This is a genomic window from Streptomyces olivaceoviridis (genome assembly GCF_014650115.1).
Taxonomy (GTDB): Bacteria; Actinomycetota; Actinomycetes; order Streptomycetales; family Streptomycetaceae; genus Streptomyces; species Streptomyces olivaceoviridis.
In genome coordinates this window covers 1-16,712 of the sequence record NZ_BMUI01000018.1, presented here as the reverse complement: position 1 = coordinate 16,712, position 16,712 = coordinate 1, and the positions used below count along the sequence as shown (strand labels likewise).

Genomic DNA, 16,712 nt, shown 5'->3' with positions numbered 1-16,712 from the left:
GTCGGAACAGGGGCGGTATTCGGACGACTCGGGCGTACGGTCAGCCCGCCGTGCGGCGGGTGATGGTCACGTACAGGTGTTCGTCGAGGACCTTGGCGAGGGTGACGGCGGGCCGGCCGAGGTCGGCGACGAGCGCGTCGGCGCTCAGTCCGCTCTCGGCGAGGGCGGCCCGTGCCCAGGCCCTGCCGGTGCGCAGGTGGCGGGCGAAGGCGGCGCCGTCCCGGGCGCCGTACAGCTCGGTGGCGATGGCCGCGTCCCACGGCATGACGGTGTGCGGGCGCAGCGCGTAGAGCGCCTTCGCGGCGGCCGTCGGGCCGAGGGACCGGGGCCGGGGCCCGAATCTGACCGGAAGCCGGGCGAGTTCCTCGTACGCGGTGGCCACGGTGTCGATCTCGGGGTCGGTCAGGTCGGGGAGCGGTGTGTCGGGCAGGGGGTGGCTGTCCGTCCACGCGGCCAGCCCCTCCCCGAGCGGGTACGGTTCGCCCTCCCGCGGGTAAGGGAGCCTGCACCCCCAGGTGTTGAGCCAGCGGTGCAGGGCCGTGCGGCCGGCCGGGTCGCCGAGGTCGAGGGCGGGAGCGGCCGGCCCGCGCAGCTCCAGCCAGCTGCGGTCGACGCCCGGGTAGGCGGCGAACACCTGGGCCGACAGGCGCAGTTCGGCCAGCGTCGGGGCCGGGCGCGGGGGCGGCGCGGGGTCGGGTCCGAGGTGGGCGCGGGCCACCTTCGCGGGGACGCACATGCGCCAGGCGTCGGTGACCAGTTCGGTCAGCTCGGGAAGGCTCAGCGCGGCGAGCGCCGCCTGGGCCCAGTTGTAGCGCAGGTCGGAGGTCCGGGGCAGCGAGAACTTCTCCGGTTCCGAGGCCACCAGGGCCGCGCGCTCCTCCTTGGGGAACGCGAAGCCCAGCGTGGTCTCGTCCCGGGACAGCGCCAGGTAGACGATCCGGCCGACACGGAACTTCACCCGGTCCCGGATCAGGTGCTCCTCGGTGCGCGGTAACGCGACCGCCAGGCGCCGCACGTCCTCGACGGTGGCCATGTCTCTCCTTCTGTCGTGGAACCTACGCCGGTCGGTCCTGCGCGGGTTCGTCCTGCACGGGGCCGTCCTGCGCGGGGCGGACCTTGATCTGGATCGTGTCCAGGGCCCGCCGGGCGGCGGCGACCGCCTCGGCCCCGGTCTCCGCCTCGGTGACGACCGAACCGACACGGTCCCACGAGCTGCGCAGCTCCCGCACCTCGGCACCCGGCTCCACGGTCACCGAGCACGCCTGGACGCCGGGCAGCGCACGTGCCTCGTCGAGCCCCGAGACATCCTCCACCACCCCGGCCCCGGTGTGCAGGAAGCGGATGGCGGCGGCGCCGGGGGCCTTCTCCGGGAGCGGAGCGCTCAGCGGTTCGCCCTTCATGAGGGTCCAGAAGGCGCGGACGAGGTCGACGCGGTACGCACGGTCCATCAGGTCGACGATGCCGTCGCCGGGGAAGCGGCCGGCGCACTCCACCAGGTAGGGGCGGCCGTTCTCGACGATCCACTCGCAGTGCGCGATGCCCGTGCCGAACCCGACGGCCGCCAGCAGGCGCCCGGTCTCGGCGCGCAGCAGCGCGTCCAGTTCGCCGGGGATGTCGGCGGGCACCAGGTGGCCCAGCTCCACCGGCCGGCCGCCGGGGTAGAGCTCCTTGCCGGTGACGTTGCCGAACACCGCACGCCCGCGCTCCACGAGCAGTTCCACGCTGTACTCGCGGCCCTGGACGCACCGCTCGACGAGCATGCGGAGCTCGAACCCGCGGTCGGGGACCATCACGCCCTCGTCCATGGCGGTGGTCTCCGCCCAGGCCTCGTCGATCTCGTCGGGGGAGGCGAGGATGCGGGTGCCGAGGGCGGCCTGGCGGTTGGCCGGCTTCAGCACGGCCGGCCCGGGGTGCTCCGCCATGAAGGCGCGGACCTCGTCGGGGCCGGTCACCTCCACGGACTCCGGGTTGAGGATGCCGGCGGCCCGGCTGACCCTGCGCAGCACGGCCTTGTCCCGCAGGATCCGCAGCGCCCCGTAGCCGCCGGTGGGCACCCCGTACCGTTCGGCGAGGCGGGCCGCGAAGGGCGTGGCGTACTCCTGGAGCGGGGCGACGGCGGCCGGGTCGAGGTCGGGGTGGGCGTTGTAGAAGGCGTCGGCCGCGCCTTCGAGCTGGTACTCCCAGGCGATCAGCTCCCGTACCACCGGGGCCTCGTCGGCCTTCGGCCCGAGCTCGCGCTTGCGGATCACATCGGGTTCGTCGATGACGATCACGGAGCCCTCGGGCTGGAACTGCGCGAGCGAGGTCACCGCCACGGGCACGAAGCCCACCATGACGACAGGGCGTTCGGGCATGTCTGTACTCCTTGGTGGATGGATCAGGCGTCCGGGCCGGTCAGGTCGGCGCGGACCTGGGCGGCGAGTTCCTCGGCGGTGGACATGGCGTCCTCGAACGACGTGCCCGTCACACCGAGGAAGCCGAGGATGCTGTTGCCCGCGGGCGGGCGGCGGACCAGGTCGCCGGGCTTGGCGGTGACTTTGAGGAAGAACAGGTCGTCCCGGTCGGCCAGGCCGTCGGGGACGTGCACGTGCGCCACGCGACCGGAGGCCGGGGGCAGCAGGCACAGGGCCGCCGTGTGGACCCCGGTCGGCCGGTAGTGGCCGGCCTTCGGGCGGACCCCGCGGGCCACGTCGGCGACGGCGGCTATCGGGTCGTAGCCGGCGGAGATGCGGGCCATGTGGTCCAGGCCGCCGCCGCCCGGCCGTACGGCGATCTCCACCAGGTGCGGGCGGCCCTCGTGGAAGCGGACCTCGGCGTGCAGCACGCTGCGCCGCAGCCCCTGGGCGCGGGCGCCCGCGGTGACGACCTCGTGCACGGCCTCGACCTGGGCCGGGGTGAGCGCGGTCGGGGCGTGGTGGACGTCGTCGTCGAAGGTGTCGCCCTCGGCGGTGACCCGGTCGACGATGGAGCCGAGGTACACCTCGTCGTCCCAGGCGAGGGCCTCGATGAGGAACTCGTCGCCGTCGAGGAAGGACTCCACCAGCAGCCCGTGCGGACCCAGGTCCAGTCCGTCGGCCTCCATCGCGTACCAGGACAGCTCGGTCAGGCCCTGGGCGGCCTGGGCGTAGCGCTCACGCAGTTCGGCCGCGTCGTCGGCACGGAAGACGTAGTTCGAGGCGGCCCCCAGGGTCGGCTTGACGATCACCGGGTAGCCGAACTCCTGGCCGGCGGCGAGTGCCTCGGCCTCGGTGGTGACGAAGCGGAAGTGCGGGTGGGCGGCGCCGCCGCGCTCGTGGGCCTGGCGCATCAGCAGCTTGTTCCGGCTGGCACGTGCGGCCTCCACGCCGATGCCGGGCAGGCCGAGGGCCTCGGCCACCGCGGCGACCGCGAGCACCCCCGACTCCGAGAAGGTGAACACGCCCTCGAAGCGTTCCTCGGCGTGCCACTCCTTGGCCGCCGCGATCAGGGCCTCGATGGACCGTGAGCCGGCGGTGCGGTAGCGGTCGGCGGGCCAGAAGTCCTCGGTGCCCTCGCCGTTGAGCACGTACAGGTCCGCGCCGAGGCCGACGACCTGCTCGTAGCGGGAGATGTAGTAGGTGGCGTTCTGCCGGGCTTCGAGCGCCAGGAGTTTCATGGCGGTTCCTCTCGGATGGAAGGGATCAGGGCCGGGCGTCGAGGGGGTCGGCGTCCAGGGCCGCCAGGCCCGTTCGGTCGGGGACGCGGCCCAGGACCCGGTCGGCGAGGGTGCGGGCGATCAGCGGCGCGAACTTGAACGACGAACCGCCGCACGCCGCGTACGCGTGGGCCGAGCCGCCGAGGGAGACCACGAGGGGGCCACCGGTCTCGGCGTGCGACAGGTAGTAGCAGTCCTTGGTGCCGAGCACCCAGGCCGGTCCGAAGCCCGGCAGCAGGTCGCCGAACTCGGCCGTCAGCTCCTGCTGCCACCGCTCGGGCGTGGCGTTGTCGGTGAGGTCGTCGACCTGGCGGCAGACGGCGGCCGAGCTGAGCTTGAGCGCCGTACCGGCCACCGGCGGGATCAGCCAGGCACCGCGCCGGGTGCCCAGGGCGGGGACGGCCGGTGTGGCGGCCCACGCCTCGGCCGCGCCCCTGGGCACCCGGCAGTACAGCAACGACTGCCGGTACAGGGCGAGCGACTTCGCCACCCGCTCGGGCAGCAGACGGCGCGCCCACGGCCCCACCGCGACCACCACACCGTCACCGTCCAGCACCTGCCCGTCGGCGAGCGTGACCCGTCCGCGCTCCCCGTCCACCGCGACCGCGGGCCGGTGTTCGAGCAGACCGACGCCCGACTGCCACCTCAGCCAGCCGACGCAGGCGGAGAGCACCCGCTCGGCGAGCAGCACTCCGGCGTCGTCCTCCAGGACCGCGCCGGCGGCGCCGCCGAGGGAGAGGTGCGGGTAGCGGTCGGCGAGCGCGTCCGCCGTGAGCGTGCGCGCGCGTCCCCCGGCGTCGGCCAGCAGCACCGTGCCCGCGTCCGCCGCCGCGGGCGGGAGCACGGTGAGCGCGCCGACCCGCTCGTAGAAGCGGGTGGCGAACAGCTCCTCCAGTTCCAGCCAGCGGCGGTGCGCGCGCAGCGCGGCGGCGGTGGCGAGCGGATCGTCCGGGTGCAGGGCCCGGATGATCCGGTGCTGGTCGAAAGAGGTGGCCCGGCTGTACGGGATGGGCCCCTGGTCGACCACCGTGACCCGGTGTCCGTCCAGGGCGCACTCCACGGCGGTCAGCAGGGCGATCACCCCGCCGCCGACGACGGTGACACGCATCGGGCACCTCCCTTCTTTCTCTCGGTCGTGCGGCGGTCGCTCAGCTCTCGGCGGTGGTGCGGCCGAGCGCCGGAACGGTGAACGGCGTGGTCGTCCGCTCCTCGGGAGCGACGGCGAACGTGCCGTCGAAGCCGCCCTCGGCCCGCGCCTGTTCGGCCAGGTCGATGAGGATCGGCGAGGCCGCGGCGATCAGGGTGCGCAGCTCCGCGAAGAGGTCCCCCAGTTCGGCCGCGGACGCGGTGCGGTCGGCCGGGACCGGCCCGGCCGTCAGCGCCTCGGCCCGGCCCAGGAGCCGCTCGGTGTGCAGCGGGATCAGGTCGGCGGTGCGGCTGAGGCTGTAGCCGGTGAGCCGGTAACCGGCCTCGAACCGCTCGGCCATCGCCGCCCGGCGCGCGTTCGCCTGCGGCGACACCGGCAGCTCGTGCCCCTCCAGGCCCAGTTCGGCGACCGCCTTGCCGAGCAGGGCGCCCAGCCGGTTCCACGGGTCGACCAGCCGCTCGCCGGTGATCTTCTCCAGGGCGGCCCGGGAGAAGTTGGTGCGGGCGTGCTCCGGCGCGGTGAGCGCGAGGTGGAAGCGGACGAGGTCGCGGGGGACCTCGCGCACCAGGTCGCGCGTCCACACCACGTGGCCCTTGCTGGTGGAGAACTTCTCGTTCTCCAGCTCGTAGAACTCGTTGCTGACGATCGCGTCCGGGACCACGTAGCGGCCCTCGTGGGCGAGCAGCAGCGACAGGTGGGTCAGTCCCCAGAAGTAGGCGTTGTCGAAGCCGAGGAAGTAGACCAGCCGGATGCCGTTCTCCGCGCGCCACAACTCGTCGTCGCTCGCGGGCCGCTCGCCGTGCGCGCGCTGGGCCACGGCCGTGCAGTACATCGAGGCCGGCATGCCCTCGGCCCAGGCGTTGAGGACCTGGCCCGGCGTCTGCGGGAACGGCGCCGGGATCCCCCATCCGGTGGGATAGGTGATGGGGAAGTCCGGCAGCGGGCGGGCCAGCAGCTCGCGCATCAGCTGCACGATGTGCGGGCGCCAGGTGGACTCCTTGGCCCGGTGGTAGGCGGTCAGCTGCTCCCGGTACTCCTCCAGCGGCAGGACCAGGATCTGCGTCTCCCGGTAGGTCACCTCGGCCGCGGGGTCGACGGTGGAGCGCGGGTCGGTCAGCTCGGCGAAGTTGTTGGGGTGCCCGCAGCCCTCGCACAGCCCGCCCCGGCTGACCGCCAGGCACACCGGGCAGCCGCCGCTGACCAGGCCCTCCATCAGGAACTCGCCGGTCGCCTCGACGTACGGCAACTTCACCGTGCGCAGCCGGAACTTGCCGGCGTCGTGCAGCCGGGTGAGGAAGTCCAGTGTCATCGCGCGGTAGCCGTCGTCGAAGGGGGCGAACCCGTCGACGGAGACGCCCATCAGGCCGAGCGTCTCCCGGATCTCCCGCCAGCTCTTCGCGGCCAGGTCCTGCGGGGTGGTGCCCAGCTTGGCCGCGCTGGAGACGACGTACGTCTGGCTGTCGTCCGTGCCCGTCGTGTAGAGCACCGGCTGCCCGGTGGCCCGCAGGTAACGGGCGTGCACGTCCGCCGCCATGTACGGGCCCGCGATGTGGCCGACGTGCAGGTCGCCGTTGGGGGTGGGGGGCGGGCCGATGATGACCGTGCGCCGCTGTCCTGTCGGCTGGTCCATGGCTCAGGCCTCCCGGGCGTGGCGGTGGGTGAAGCGGTCGGCCATCTCGGCGTCCCACCAGACGCTGTACATCTCGAAGTCGGCGTCGGAGTCGTTGACGACGCGGTGCTCGTGGTGCGGCGGGAAGTGGACGATGTCGCCGGCGGCGAACGGCACGCGCTCGCCGTCGGCCTCCAGGAACGCCTCGCCCCGCAGGGCGATGAAGATCTCGTACTCGTGGTGGGAGTGCGCGGTGGACGCGGTACCCGGGCGGATGACGCACCAGGAGCCCTCGAAGGGGGCGTTCAGTTCGGACCAGGGCAGCAGACGCTGGGCGTCGAGGCCGTTCTCGTGGGTGAGACCGGCGCGGTCGAGGTGCTTGATGAGCATGTCGTCTCTCTGCTGGGTGGGAAGCGGTGGTGGTCAGGCCGCGGCGAGGGCGGGCTCACGGTCGCCGGCCGGCCGGCCGGCGCGGTGCGCGAGGATGTCCTCGGTGATCTCCGCGGAGCGTGCGGCGAGGACGCTGAGCAGGGAATCGGCGATGCCGTGGGTGGCCTCGTTGACGCCTTGGAGATAGCAGGCGGCGGCACCCTGGCGGCCGGTTTCCAGGCGGTAGTTGCGGGTGACGGCGATCTGGTCGAGGCCGAGCGCGCCGCCGAGCGCGCGCACCATGCGGGGCATCTCGCGGACGAACCCGGTGCCGAGGAGCAGCAGGTCGCAGCGGAGCTCGCGGGTGGCGGAGGTGCGGCGGTCGGTGAGCGTCAGCACGATGTCGTCGCCGTCGGTCGTGGCGCCCGTGATGTCGGTCATGGTGATCATGCCCAGGCGGTCGGAGCCGGTGCGCCGGTCCTGGTAGAACTGCCGGTAGAGCGAGTCGAGGGTGGCCGGGGCCAGACCGCCGTAGTTGGAGCGGTGCATCTCGGCCAGCAGCTGGCGGCGGGCCTCGGGCTCGGCGTCGTAGAACTCGTCGACGAACGACGAGTAGAACAGCTCGTTGGTGAACTTGCTGCTCTCGTAGCCGTTCAGACCGATCGAGCGCATGATCATCGTCGGCCGGCAGCCGGGCAGGTCCCGCAGGGCCGCGCCGAACAGCTCGGCCGCGCTCTGCGCCCCGCCGACCACGGCGACCCGCGGCGGCCGGCCGGCCGGCACGCCGGCGATCCGCCGGGTGTACTCGGTGGAGTGGATGACCCGCTCGGCCGGGAGCCCCTCGAACACGGCGGGCACGTGCGCGTCCCGTCCGGCGCCGATCACCAGGTAGCGGCAGCCGATGGTCTCGCCGTCCGCCAACTCGACGGTCCAGCGGTCGATCTCACCGTCCGCGCCGTGCACGGGCGTGATCGAGGTGACGGTCCGGCCGTACTCCACCCGCGTCCGCTCCAGCGAGTCCGCCACCCACTGGAGGTACTCGGATATCTCGCTGCGGTACGGCACGAAGCTGCCGAGGTTGACGAACGCGTCGAGCCGGCCGCGGGCGTGCAGGAAGCTGAGGAACGAGAACTCGCTGCGCGGGTTGCGCATGGTCACCAGGTCCTTGAGGAAGGAGACCTGGCTGAGGGCGTCGGGGAGCAGCATGCCCCGCTGCCATACGACGTTCTCCTCGCGCTCGACGACGAGGGCCTGGTCCGCGAGGTCGGGCGCCAGTTCCTCCAGCGCGACCGCGAGGGCGAGGTTCGCCGGACCCGCGCCGACGGCGAGCAGTTCGACTGTGCGGTGTGCCATGTGGTTCTCCTCAGAGGTGTCGGCGGTCTGGTTCCGGGGGTGGGGTGGGCCCGGTTCACGCCGGGCGGTCCCGGGCCGGTGGGCCCGGTTCACGCAGGGACGGGCACGGTCAGCGGCTGCCGGTCGAGGACGACCAGGGCCGCCGCCGCGTCCAGGCGGGCGGCGGTCTGCGCGGGGTCCGCGCCGGCGACGATGACGTAGGAGTGGCGGGCGAGGTAGCCGTTCGGGGGCAGCCTCAGTTCGGTGCCGGGTCCGGCCATCGCCTCGGCGGCGAGCAGGCCCTCGGCGGCGGCGGGCGGGGTGACCGAGCGGACCACGCAGTCCTCGGGCGGGTAACCGAAGCGGATGCCGACCGTGCGGTGCTCGGTGTCGGTGAAGTCGGGGCGCTGTCCCAGCGCGGCGCGCACGGCGGCGCGGGCCGGGTCGATGCCGGTGGCGAGCTGCCCCAGGCGCGGGATGAGGTCGCCGCCGAGCCGCCCGTTGATCTCGACGATGACCGGACCGCGGGAGGTCAGCTTGACCTCCGTGTGGGTGATGCCGGAGCCGTAGCCGATGGCGCGGTGCGCGGCCCGCAGCATCGCCAGCAGTTCCGGATCGGTGCGCAGCGGGTCGTCCGCGGCGACGTGGTGGCCGATCTCCTCGAAGTAGGGGAAGAGGCCGACCTGTTTGCGGGCCACGAACATCGGGTGGTACTCGCCGTCCACGACGGCCGCGTCGACGCTGATCTCGGGCCCTTCGAGGTACTCCTCGACCAGCGCCCCGCCGCGGTAGGACACCGCTCCGATCCGGCTGGACTCGTCGGCGGTCCGGAACGCCTCGGCGACCTCGCCGGCGTCCGCGGCGAGCACGACGCCGATGCTGGCGCCCATGCCGCGCGGCTTGACGACGACCGGGTAGCCGATCTCCTCCGCCGCCGCGAGCGCCTCCTCGGCGGTGTCCACCCAGGCGTAACGGGGCTGGTCGATGCCCGCCTCGGTGAGCAGCCGGCGGCTGCGGTACTTGTCCCGGCAGCCCTCCACGCCGTCCACGCCCGCGCCGGGCAGGCCGAGTGCCTCCGCCACGTGCGCGGTCGTCACGATCAGGGTCTCGTCCCAGCTGAGTACACCGCGCACCGTGACGCGCTCCGCCAGTTCCCGGGCGGCCGTGAGCACGGCGTCCCGGTCGGTGAGGTCCACGACCGTGTGCCCGCTGAGGCAGGGTGTCTGCCAGTCGGGCTCGTCGTCCGTGAACAGCCAGACCGGGTGCGTCGCCGCGGCACCGGCCAGCAGGTACTCGCGGTACTTGCGCAGCCCGCACCCGATGAGCAGGATCACGTCCTTCGCGGCCTCGCCGGCACTGTTGTCGTCCACGCGCTGATCGCCTCCTGAATCCGAGTGACAGGGCGATTCCACGGGGTGCGCGGGTTGCCCGGAAGCCATGTCCGGGAGGGACAATCAACCCGGACGCGGCCCGGGTTCACGTCCGGTTGATTGGCCGTCCGGCAGGACCCTTCCGGGCAATCGCGCCCGCCTGTTCCATGGCTGACGTGATCAACTACGACGGCAAGCGATTCCGGAAGGTCCTGGCCGACCCGGCCGACGACGCGCCCATCGCGCTGTACCGGCAGCAGGGTGATCTGGTCTGGGCCGACTTCACCGGCGGCGACGTACGGCGCGGCTCCCTGGCGGGGACCCGCGACACGGACGGTGTGATCAGCTTTTCGTACAGCATGGTTCTCGACGACGGCCGGGTGATCTCCGGCCACAGCGTCAACACCCCCGAGGTCCTGACCGACGGCCGGATACGGCTGCACGAGCGCTGGGAGCGCTACGGTGCCCACGCCGCGAGCGGCGTCTCCGCCATCGAGGAGGTGCGCTGACGGTGGCCGGCGTCGACTACTCCCGGCTGGCCCGCGAGGTGGAGGGGCGCGTCTTCCTGCCGGGCAGCCCCGGCTTCCGCGTCGGCTCGCACCTGTTCAACACGCGCTACAAGCACCGCACCCCGGCCGCCGTGCTCACCGCGGCCCACACCGCGGACGTCCAGCGGGCCCTCGTGTGGGCGCGCGAGCAGGGCGTCCCGGTCGTCGCCCGCAACGGCGGCCACAGCTTCGCCGGTTACTCCGTCAACGACGGCCTGGTCATCGACCTCAGCCGGCTCACCGAGACCCGCGCCGACGGCTCCACCGGCCTGGTCGTCGCGGGCGGCGGCGCCAAGATCAGCCATGTCTACGACGCGATGCAGCCGTACGAGATGGTCTTCTCCACCGGCACCAGCCCGACCGTCGGCGTCGCGGGCCTGGCGCTCGGCGGTGGCGCCGCCTTCGCCGCCCGCCGCTACGGCCTGACCGCCGACGCCCTGGTGGAGACCACAGTGGTCCTCGCCGACGGCTCCCTCGCGGTGGCCAACGAGCGGGAGAACCCCGACCTGTTCTGGGCCTGCAAGGGCGGCGGCGGCGGCAACTTCGGCATCAACGTCTCCCTCACCTTCCAGGCCCACCCGGTCCCGGACGTCACCACCTTCTACGTCACCTGGAAGTGGTCCGACTCCGCCGCCGTCCTGGAGGCCGGACAGCACATGGTCCGCCGGGCGCCGGACGACTTCGCGGCCCGGCTCGGTGTGTGGACGCACGGCACCGGACCCGGCGCGATCCGGGACAACGCCGAAGTCACCCTGCAAGGGCAGTACTTCGGCCCGGCGAGCGAGTGCCTGGAGATCCTGGACCCGGTCCTGACCGCGGCCACCCCGGTGTCCAGGGACGTCGCCGAGCGCACGTTCTGGGAGGCCAACAAGTACATGGTCCATGCCACCTCCGGGGACCAGTTCGCGCTGCGCTCCAACTACATCCGCGAACCGCTGTCCGGCGACGGCGTCGAGACCATGCTGTCCTGGGTCGAGCGCTGGCCCGGCAGCCACAACGCCGACGGCGGCGGGGTCGGCCTGTTCTCCTGGGGCGGCGCCATCAACCGGGTGGCCCCGGACGCCACCGCCTTCGTCCACCGGGACACCCTGTTCCTGGTCTCCATGGACACCTCCTGGACGGACGACGACGACCCCGGCCTGATCGCCGCCAACCTCGACTGGCTGGACGGCCTGCACGCCGACATGGCCCCGCACGTCACCGGGTCCGCCTACCAGAACTTCGTCGACCCGCGCCTCACGAACTGGCGCGAGGCCTACTACGGCGCCAACTACGGGCGCCTGGTCCAGGTGAAGCAGAAGTACGACCCCGAGGGTGTCTTCTCCTTCGACCAGGCCGTCGGTTCCTGACACCCGGTCCGCTCCGGGCTGCCGAAGGCCCGGGAGGGCCCCTCTCCCCCCTACGAAGGTGAAGCGATGAGTGTGTCCAAGTCCAAGGAGAACGCCGCGCCCGGTGTCCTCGACGCCCTGCGGGCCACGCCCCGCTCGGTCCGCTACCTCCTCGGCGGTGTGCTGCTCAACCAGCTCGGCGCCTTCGTACAGACCTTCCTGGTGCTGTACCTGACGCACCGCGGGTACGGCGTCGACAAGGCGGGCTTCCTGCTCGGCGCCTACGGCGTGGGCGCGGTGGCGGGCACCGTCCTCGGCGGCGAACTGACCTCCCGGCTCGGCAGCCGCAACACCATCACCACGGCGATGGGCTGCTCGGCCGTGCTGGTCTTCCTCATCCCCTGGCTGGCCGACCCCGGCGACTACCCCCTCCTGCTCGGCGTGGTCGTCGTCCTCGGCCTGATGACGCAGTCGTACCGCCCGGCCGCCTCCGCGCTGCTGAGCGACCTGATGCCGGACGAGTTCCGCGTCATGGGCTTCTCCATGCTGCGCATCGCCATGAACATCGGCGCGGCGGCCGGCCCGCTGCTCGCCGCGGGCCTCATCCAGATCGACTGGAACCTGCTGTTCTGGGTGGACGGCTCGACGGCGCTGGCCTACGCCCTGCTCGCCGCGATCCTGCTGCCCCGGCCGGCACCGACCGCCGGCGCACAGCACCCCGGCGCCGCGCGGGAGGCCCACCGCTCGGCGTACGGGACCATGGTGCGCGACCACCGCTTCCTGCTCTACCTGGGCTCCATGCTGCTCAGCGCCCTGGTGTACGCCCAGTTCTTCGCGGTGCTGCCGGTCGACCTCGACGAGGCGGGCCACCCCACCTCCCTGTACAGCGGTGTGCTGACCCTGTCCTCGGCCCTGCTGATCAGCTTCGAGCTGGCGGTGACCGCACGGATCAGCCGCTGGCGTGCGAGCACGGCCGCCACGGTGGGCACGTTCGTCTACTGCCTCGGCATCGCCGGCTACGGCCTGCCCGGCAGCGTGCCCGCGCTGGTCCTGCTGACCACCGCCGTCAGCGTGGGCGGCCTCATGATCAGCGGACCGACCCTGTGGGCGCACCCGGCGAAGGCCGACGAGAAGGTCCGCGGTCGCTACATCGCCGCGTCCCAGACCGTGTTCGGCCTCGGCTCGGCGGTCGGCCCGGCGCTCGGCATGCTGATGTGGACCCACTACGGCGACGGTGTCTGGGCGACCTGCGCGGTCCTCGGCACGGTGGCGGCGGCCCTGGCCTTCGCCGGCCTGCGGTCGTCGGACGAACCGCGGAACGCGGCCGAGGACACGGACGCGGCCGAGGACACGGACCCGGCCGGGCGGACGGACGCGGCCGAGCGGACCGAACCGGCCGAGCCGGACCCCGCTGAGAAGACCGTCGCGGCGGAGGACGCCGGCGAGGCCCGCGTGACGGCCGCTGTCGAGGAAGTCCCCGGCGAGACCGCGATCCCCAGCGGACGCTGAACGACCGACACCCGCGCCCCGGCCCGCCCGTCCGCCCGCCCCACCACCGCACGCGGGCCGGACACCCTCACCACCCTGAGCCCCTCACCACCCGTGAGCCCACTCGCCTCACCACCCGTGAGACCCGTTCCGCACCTCACCACCCGTGAGACCCGTTCCGTACCTCATCACCCATGAGCACAGTCGAAGGAGCCACCGTGCCGGTCACCGACACCATCGCGCCCAGCGTCTCGACGCACCCGGCGGAGCAGCGCACCCGTACCGCCACCCGCCGCAGGCTGCTGATGTGCCGGCCGCGGCACTACGACGTCACGTACTCGATCAACCCCTGGATGAACCCCGGCCGCGACACCGACACGATGCTCGCGGTGCGCCAGTGGGAGCAGTTGCGCGACCTCTACCTCGAACTGGGCCACAGCGTCGAGGAGATCAAGCCGGTCGAGGGGCTGCCCGACATGGTGTTCGCGGCCAACGGCGCCACCGTCGTCGACGGCAGGGTCTTCGGCGCCCGCTTCCGGCACGCCGAGCGCACCGCCGAGGGGCCCGCCTACCTGCGCTGGTTCGAGGAGCGCGGCTACCAGGACGTGCTGTGGCCCGAGCACATCAACGAGGGCGAGGGCGATCTCCTCACCGTCGGCCGACGGATACTGGCCGGGACCGGCTTCCGCACCGACATCCGTGCCCACGCCGAGGCCCAGGAGTTCTTCGGGCTGCCGGTCACCTCGCTGACGTTGGTCAACCCGAGGCACTACCACCTGGACACCGCCCTCGCGGTCCTGTCCGACGACGAGATCATGTACTACCCCGACGCCTTCACTCCGGGCAGCCAGGCCGTACTGCGGGCCCTGTTCCCCCACGCGGTGATCGCCACGGCGCAGGACGCCGCCGTCTTCGGGCTCAACGCCTTCTCCGACGGACGCCATGTGCTGCTGCCGACCGCGGCGAAGGGATTGCAGGCCCAGTTGCGGGCCCGTGGCTTCGAACCGATCGGGGTCGAGCTCACCGAACTGCTCAAGGCGGGCGGCAGCGTCAAGTGCTGCACGTTGGAGCTGCGCGACCGCTGAGCCGCCGACACCTCTCCCAGAAAAGGATCGCCATGTCCTCCGCGCTCGCGACTGCGGACAGCCGTACCCGCCTGCTCGACCTGCTCGCCAGGGGCGGCGCCCGGTACCGCCTGCTGAACCATGCACCGCAGGGACGCACCGACCTGGCCAGCGCGCTGCGCGGCCACCGCTTGGACCAGGCCGCGAAGAGCCTGGTCATCAGGGTGGCGCTGAGCAGCAAGCGGCGTCGGTACGTGATCGCGGTGGTGCCCGGGGACCGCAGGGTCGACCTGCCCGCGCTCACCGCGCTGTACGCCGGCCGGGAGGCGTCCTTCGCGGCGCGGGAGGTCGCCGAGCAGCTGACGGGCTGTGTCAGCGGCTGCATCATGCCGTTGAGCTTCGACCCGGAACTGGAGGTGGTCGCCGACCCGGCCCTCTTCACGCACGAGGAGATCTTCTTCAACGCGGGGCGCCTCGACGAGTCGGTGGCGCTGCGCACGGCCTGCTACCGCACGCTGGTCGCGCCCCGCGTGGCCGCGATAGCGAGCGCCCCCTGAACGGCCTGTGGTCCGCGGGCGTTGTCAGTGGCGACGTATAGCGTGCGCGGTTCAACGGGTACGACGTGATGGGGGATGCGCTGATGGAGTTCCGGATCGAGCGGGGCGCTCTCGCGGAGGCAGTGGGGTGGGCGGCCAAGTCGCTGCCCGCCCGTTCACCCGTGCCGGTGCTGGGCGGGTTGCTGCTGGACGCCCGGGAGGGCCGGCTGCGCGTCTCGGGCTTCGACTACGAGGCTTCCGCCGACATCGAGGTGGCGGCGGAGACGCCGGCACCCGGTCAGGTGCTCGTGCCCGGGCGCCGGTTGCTCGACATCTGCCGGGTGCTGCCCGATGCGATGGTGCGGTGCGCGCTGGAGGGCGTGCGCTTCACGATGGACGGGGGCGGTACGCGCTTCGGGCTGTCGACGCTGCCCACACAGGAGTACCCGGCGCTGCCCGAGCTTCCGGCCTGTCGCGGAGTGGTGGACGCGGCCGAACTCGCTGCCGCCGTCGGGCAGGTCGTGATCGCGGCGGGCCGTGACGACACGCTCCCGGTGCTCACGGGAATCCAGGTGCGGCTGGACGGCGAGTCGATGACGCTGGCCGCGTCGGACCGGTACCGCTATGCGGTGCGTACGGTGTCCTGGCAGCCCGCGGAAACCGGCTCCGAGGCCGTGGAGGTGGTGGTACCAGGCCGCAGGCTGACCGAGATCTCCCGTTCGCTGGCGAAGTCCGGCCCCCTTCGCGTCGGACTCAACGGCTCGGGCGGCGGCTTGATCTCGTTCGAGGCAGCCGGGATGCGTACGACGCTGCGGCTGCTGGAAGGGCGACTGCCGCGCTACGACAAGCTGTTCGCGCTGGACGGCCCGGCTGTCGCGGTCGCGCAGCGGGAGCCGCTCGTCGACGCGGTCCGCCGTGTCGCGGTCGTCGCCGAGCCCAACAGCCCCATCCGGCTCGACTTCTCCGCCCAGGGAACCGTCCTGCTCCAGGCGGGGTACGAGGACGACGTCGCTTCGCAGCGGCTCGCGGCCACGCTGGAGGGCGCCGACGACATCGCGGTCGCCTTCAACCCGGCGTACCTGCTGGAAGCCCTCGCTTCCTTCAACGCCCCGCAGGTGCGCTTCGAACTCCTGGGCTCCGGACAACGGGCGATGCTGAGCGGCCTGCCGGACGCGGACCACACGCCCCACGAAGAACACCGCCATCTGCTCATGTCGGTACGCCAGTTGAGCTGACGGAGGGGGCCGGTGGTCCTTGGCCGCCGGTAACCCCGGCACCGATCCAGCCGCGCGACCGACGAAAGGGCCGGGCCCCGCAGGGCTCGGCCCCTTCTGGCTGCACGCTCGCTCCGACCTGGGCCGGAGCTTCTCCGGAACCGCTGACCGGCGATTTCGGCGCCCGCCCGGGAGCAGCCGAGCGCGGCGCCGGACGCACGCCGCCTGCTGACCGGCTGGTGAATCGCGCCGCCTGCTGGAGGGCACCGCAGGAGGGCTGCGTAACCCGGCCGGGCTCGATGCCGAAGCACATCCGTCATGACGCGCTGGACGGAGGCGTCATCCCCCACCCCGTAGGCGCTCGCGGCCGTGGCGAGGCCCGGATCGCAGGCTCCGGCGGAGCACCCGGCTCGCCCCCACGGCAGGCGCTACCGTGAAGCCATGACCGCACTGCCCGCCTGGATGCGCCCGCCCCGCGCGGAAGGCTGGTTCGCGGAGGACCTGGACCACTTCCCCGAGGCTCCGCGCCACACGGAGCTGATCGACGGGGCCCTCGTATTCGTGATGTCGCCCAAGCGGTCCTGGCACGGCCGTCTCGTCACCGCCCTGACCACCACGCTCATGGCGCAGGCGCCGGCCGGCGTCGAGGTCGAGCGGGAGATGACGATCCGCCTCGACGCGCGCAACCGTCCCGAGCCGGACCTCCTGCTGACGGACCTGCCCTACGACCCCGACCGCACCTGGCACGGCCGGCATCTTCCGGGGTGCCCTCCAGCGCCCGGTGCCCTTCGAGATCAGTGTCGACCTCGGCAAGCTCACCCCTCCCCGGAGCGGCTGAACAGTCGGCACCTGGTCGCCACCTGAACGCGGAAGACGCAGGACCCGGCGCGAACCGCGCTTGTGTACACATGGCACACTCGGCACGCTTGGGCGCATGACGCTGCCGCTCCCCATAGAGTCCATCCGCGACGTACGTGCGCACCTAGTGATCTGGTCTTGAGGTCTTTGGCCGCCTCGTGAGTCGTGTTCTGTTT

General features: G+C 72.7%; 14 protein-coding genes and 1 pseudogene. 7 read left to right on the top strand and 8 right to left on the bottom strand.

Annotated elements, in window-relative coordinates; genetic code table 11:
- Nucleotides 1–40: 40 nt before the first annotated feature.
- The 8 genes from IE273_RS28720 to IE273_RS28685 form a co-directional block, all read right to left on the bottom strand.
- Nucleotides 41–1,033, bottom strand: coding sequence for an MmcQ/YjbR family DNA-binding protein (locus tag IE273_RS28720; RefSeq protein ID WP_189818087.1), 993 nt, complete (start codon nucleotides 1,031–1,033; stop codon nucleotides 41–43).
- 22 nt (nucleotides 1,034–1,055) lie between these two features.
- Nucleotides 1,056–2,354 (bottom strand): ATP-grasp domain-containing protein, encoded by a 1,299-nt coding sequence (locus IE273_RS28715; protein ID WP_189818086.1) that lies wholly within the window; start codon nucleotides 2,352–2,354, stop codon nucleotides 1,056–1,058.
- 23 nt (nucleotides 2,355–2,377) lie between these two features.
- On the bottom strand, nucleotides 2,378–3,634 hold the full coding sequence (locus IE273_RS28710) for an ATP-grasp domain-containing protein (protein ID WP_189818085.1): 1,257 nt from the start codon (nucleotides 3,632–3,634) through the stop codon (nucleotides 2,378–2,380).
- A gap of 25 nt (nucleotides 3,635–3,659) precedes the next feature.
- Nucleotides 3,660–4,781: an NAD(P)/FAD-dependent oxidoreductase gene (locus IE273_RS28705; RefSeq protein WP_189818084.1), complete on the bottom strand. Its 1,122-nt coding sequence runs from the start codon at nucleotides 4,779–4,781 to the stop codon at nucleotides 3,660–3,662.
- A gap of 40 nt (nucleotides 4,782–4,821) precedes the next feature.
- Nucleotides 4,822–6,450 (bottom strand): class I tRNA ligase family protein, encoded by a 1,629-nt coding sequence (locus tag IE273_RS28700; protein ID WP_189818083.1) that lies wholly within the window; start codon nucleotides 6,448–6,450, stop codon nucleotides 4,822–4,824.
- 3 nt (nucleotides 6,451–6,453) lie between these two features.
- The gene (locus tag IE273_RS28695; protein WP_189818082.1) at nucleotides 6,454–6,819 is read right to left on the bottom strand and encodes a cupin domain-containing protein; all 366 of its coding nucleotides are present in this window, start codon (nucleotides 6,817–6,819) and stop codon (nucleotides 6,454–6,456) included.
- Nucleotides 6,820–6,852: 33 nt separating this feature from the next.
- Entirely contained in the window at nucleotides 6,853–8,151 is a 1,299-nt protein-coding gene (locus IE273_RS28690; protein WP_189818081.1) for a lysine N(6)-hydroxylase/L-ornithine N(5)-oxygenase family protein, read from the bottom strand.
- Between the two features lie 89 nt (nucleotides 8,152–8,240).
- On the bottom strand, nucleotides 8,241–9,500 hold the full coding sequence (locus IE273_RS28685) for an ATP-grasp domain-containing protein (RefSeq protein ID WP_189818080.1): 1,260 nt from the start codon (nucleotides 9,498–9,500) through the stop codon (nucleotides 8,241–8,243).
- Between the two features lie 176 nt (nucleotides 9,501–9,676).
- Between IE273_RS28685 and IE273_RS28680 the strand changes: the two genes are divergently transcribed.
- The 7 genes and pseudogenes from IE273_RS28680 (at nucleotide 9,677) to IE273_RS28650 (ending at nucleotide 16,516) form a co-directional block, all read left to right on the top strand.
- Entirely contained in the window at nucleotides 9,677–10,009 is a 333-nt protein-coding gene (locus IE273_RS28680; protein ID WP_189818214.1) for an avidin-fold protein, read from the top strand.
- A 2-nt stretch (nucleotides 10,010–10,011) separates the two neighbouring features.
- Nucleotides 10,012–11,397, top strand: coding sequence for an FAD-binding oxidoreductase (locus IE273_RS28675; protein ID WP_189818079.1), 1,386 nt, complete (start codon nucleotides 10,012–10,014; stop codon nucleotides 11,395–11,397).
- 66 nt (nucleotides 11,398–11,463) lie between these two features.
- On the top strand, nucleotides 11,464–12,885 hold the full coding sequence (locus IE273_RS28670; protein WP_189818078.1) for an MFS transporter: 1,422 nt from the start codon (nucleotides 11,464–11,466) through the stop codon (nucleotides 12,883–12,885).
- A gap of 173 nt (nucleotides 12,886–13,058) precedes the next feature.
- Entirely contained in the window at nucleotides 13,059–13,949 is an 891-nt protein-coding gene (ddaH, locus tag IE273_RS28665) for a dimethylargininase (RefSeq protein WP_373309404.1), read from the top strand.
- 32 nt (nucleotides 13,950–13,981) lie between these two features.
- Nucleotides 13,982–14,485, top strand: a complete 504-nt coding sequence (locus tag IE273_RS28660; RefSeq protein WP_189818077.1) for a YbaK/EbsC family protein — start codon at nucleotides 13,982–13,984, stop codon at nucleotides 14,483–14,485.
- 83 nt (nucleotides 14,486–14,568) lie between these two features.
- On the top strand, nucleotides 14,569–15,699 hold the full coding sequence (gene dnaN, locus IE273_RS28655) for a DNA polymerase III subunit beta (RefSeq protein WP_189818212.1): 1,131 nt from the start codon (nucleotides 14,569–14,571) through the stop codon (nucleotides 15,697–15,699).
- Nucleotides 15,700–16,119: 420 nt separating this feature from the next.
- Nucleotides 16,120–16,516, top strand: a pseudogene (locus IE273_RS28650) (Uma2 family endonuclease).
- Nucleotides 16,517–16,712 lie beyond the last annotated feature (196 nt).

Excerpts from the sequence above, each read along its gene's own strand:
- IE273_RS28700 (WP_189818083.1), bottom strand. The coding sequence starts at position 6,450 with ATGGACCAGCCGACAGGACAGCGGCGCACGGTCATCATCGGCCCGCCC.
- IE273_RS28705 (WP_189818084.1), bottom strand. The coding sequence starts at position 4,781 with ATGCGTGTCACCGTCGTCGGCGGCGGGGTGATCGCCCTGCTGACCGCC.
- dnaN (WP_189818212.1), top strand. The coding sequence starts at position 14,569 with ATGGAGTTCCGGATCGAGCGGGGCGCTCTCGCGGAGGCAGTGGGGTGG.
- ddaH (WP_373309404.1), top strand. The coding sequence starts at position 13,059 with ATGAGCACAGTCGAAGGAGCCACCGTGCCGGTCACCGACACCATCGCG.
- IE273_RS28710 (WP_189818085.1), bottom strand. The coding sequence starts at position 3,634 with ATGAAACTCCTGGCGCTCGAAGCCCGGCAGAACGCCACCTACTACATC.
- IE273_RS28660 (WP_189818077.1), top strand. The coding sequence starts at position 13,982 with ATGTCCTCCGCGCTCGCGACTGCGGACAGCCGTACCCGCCTGCTCGAC.
- IE273_RS28695 (WP_189818082.1), bottom strand. The coding sequence starts at position 6,819 with ATGCTCATCAAGCACCTCGACCGCGCCGGTCTCACCCACGAGAACGGC.
- IE273_RS28670 (WP_189818078.1), top strand. The coding sequence starts at position 11,464 with ATGAGTGTGTCCAAGTCCAAGGAGAACGCCGCGCCCGGTGTCCTCGAC.
- IE273_RS28720 (WP_189818087.1), bottom strand. The coding sequence starts at position 1,033 with ATGGCCACCGTCGAGGACGTGCGGCGCCTGGCGGTCGCGTTACCGCGC.
- IE273_RS28715 (WP_189818086.1), bottom strand. The coding sequence starts at position 2,354 with ATGCCCGAACGCCCTGTCGTCATGGTGGGCTTCGTGCCCGTGGCGGTG.
- IE273_RS28690 (WP_189818081.1), bottom strand. The coding sequence starts at position 8,151 with ATGGCACACCGCACAGTCGAACTGCTCGCCGTCGGCGCGGGTCCGGCG.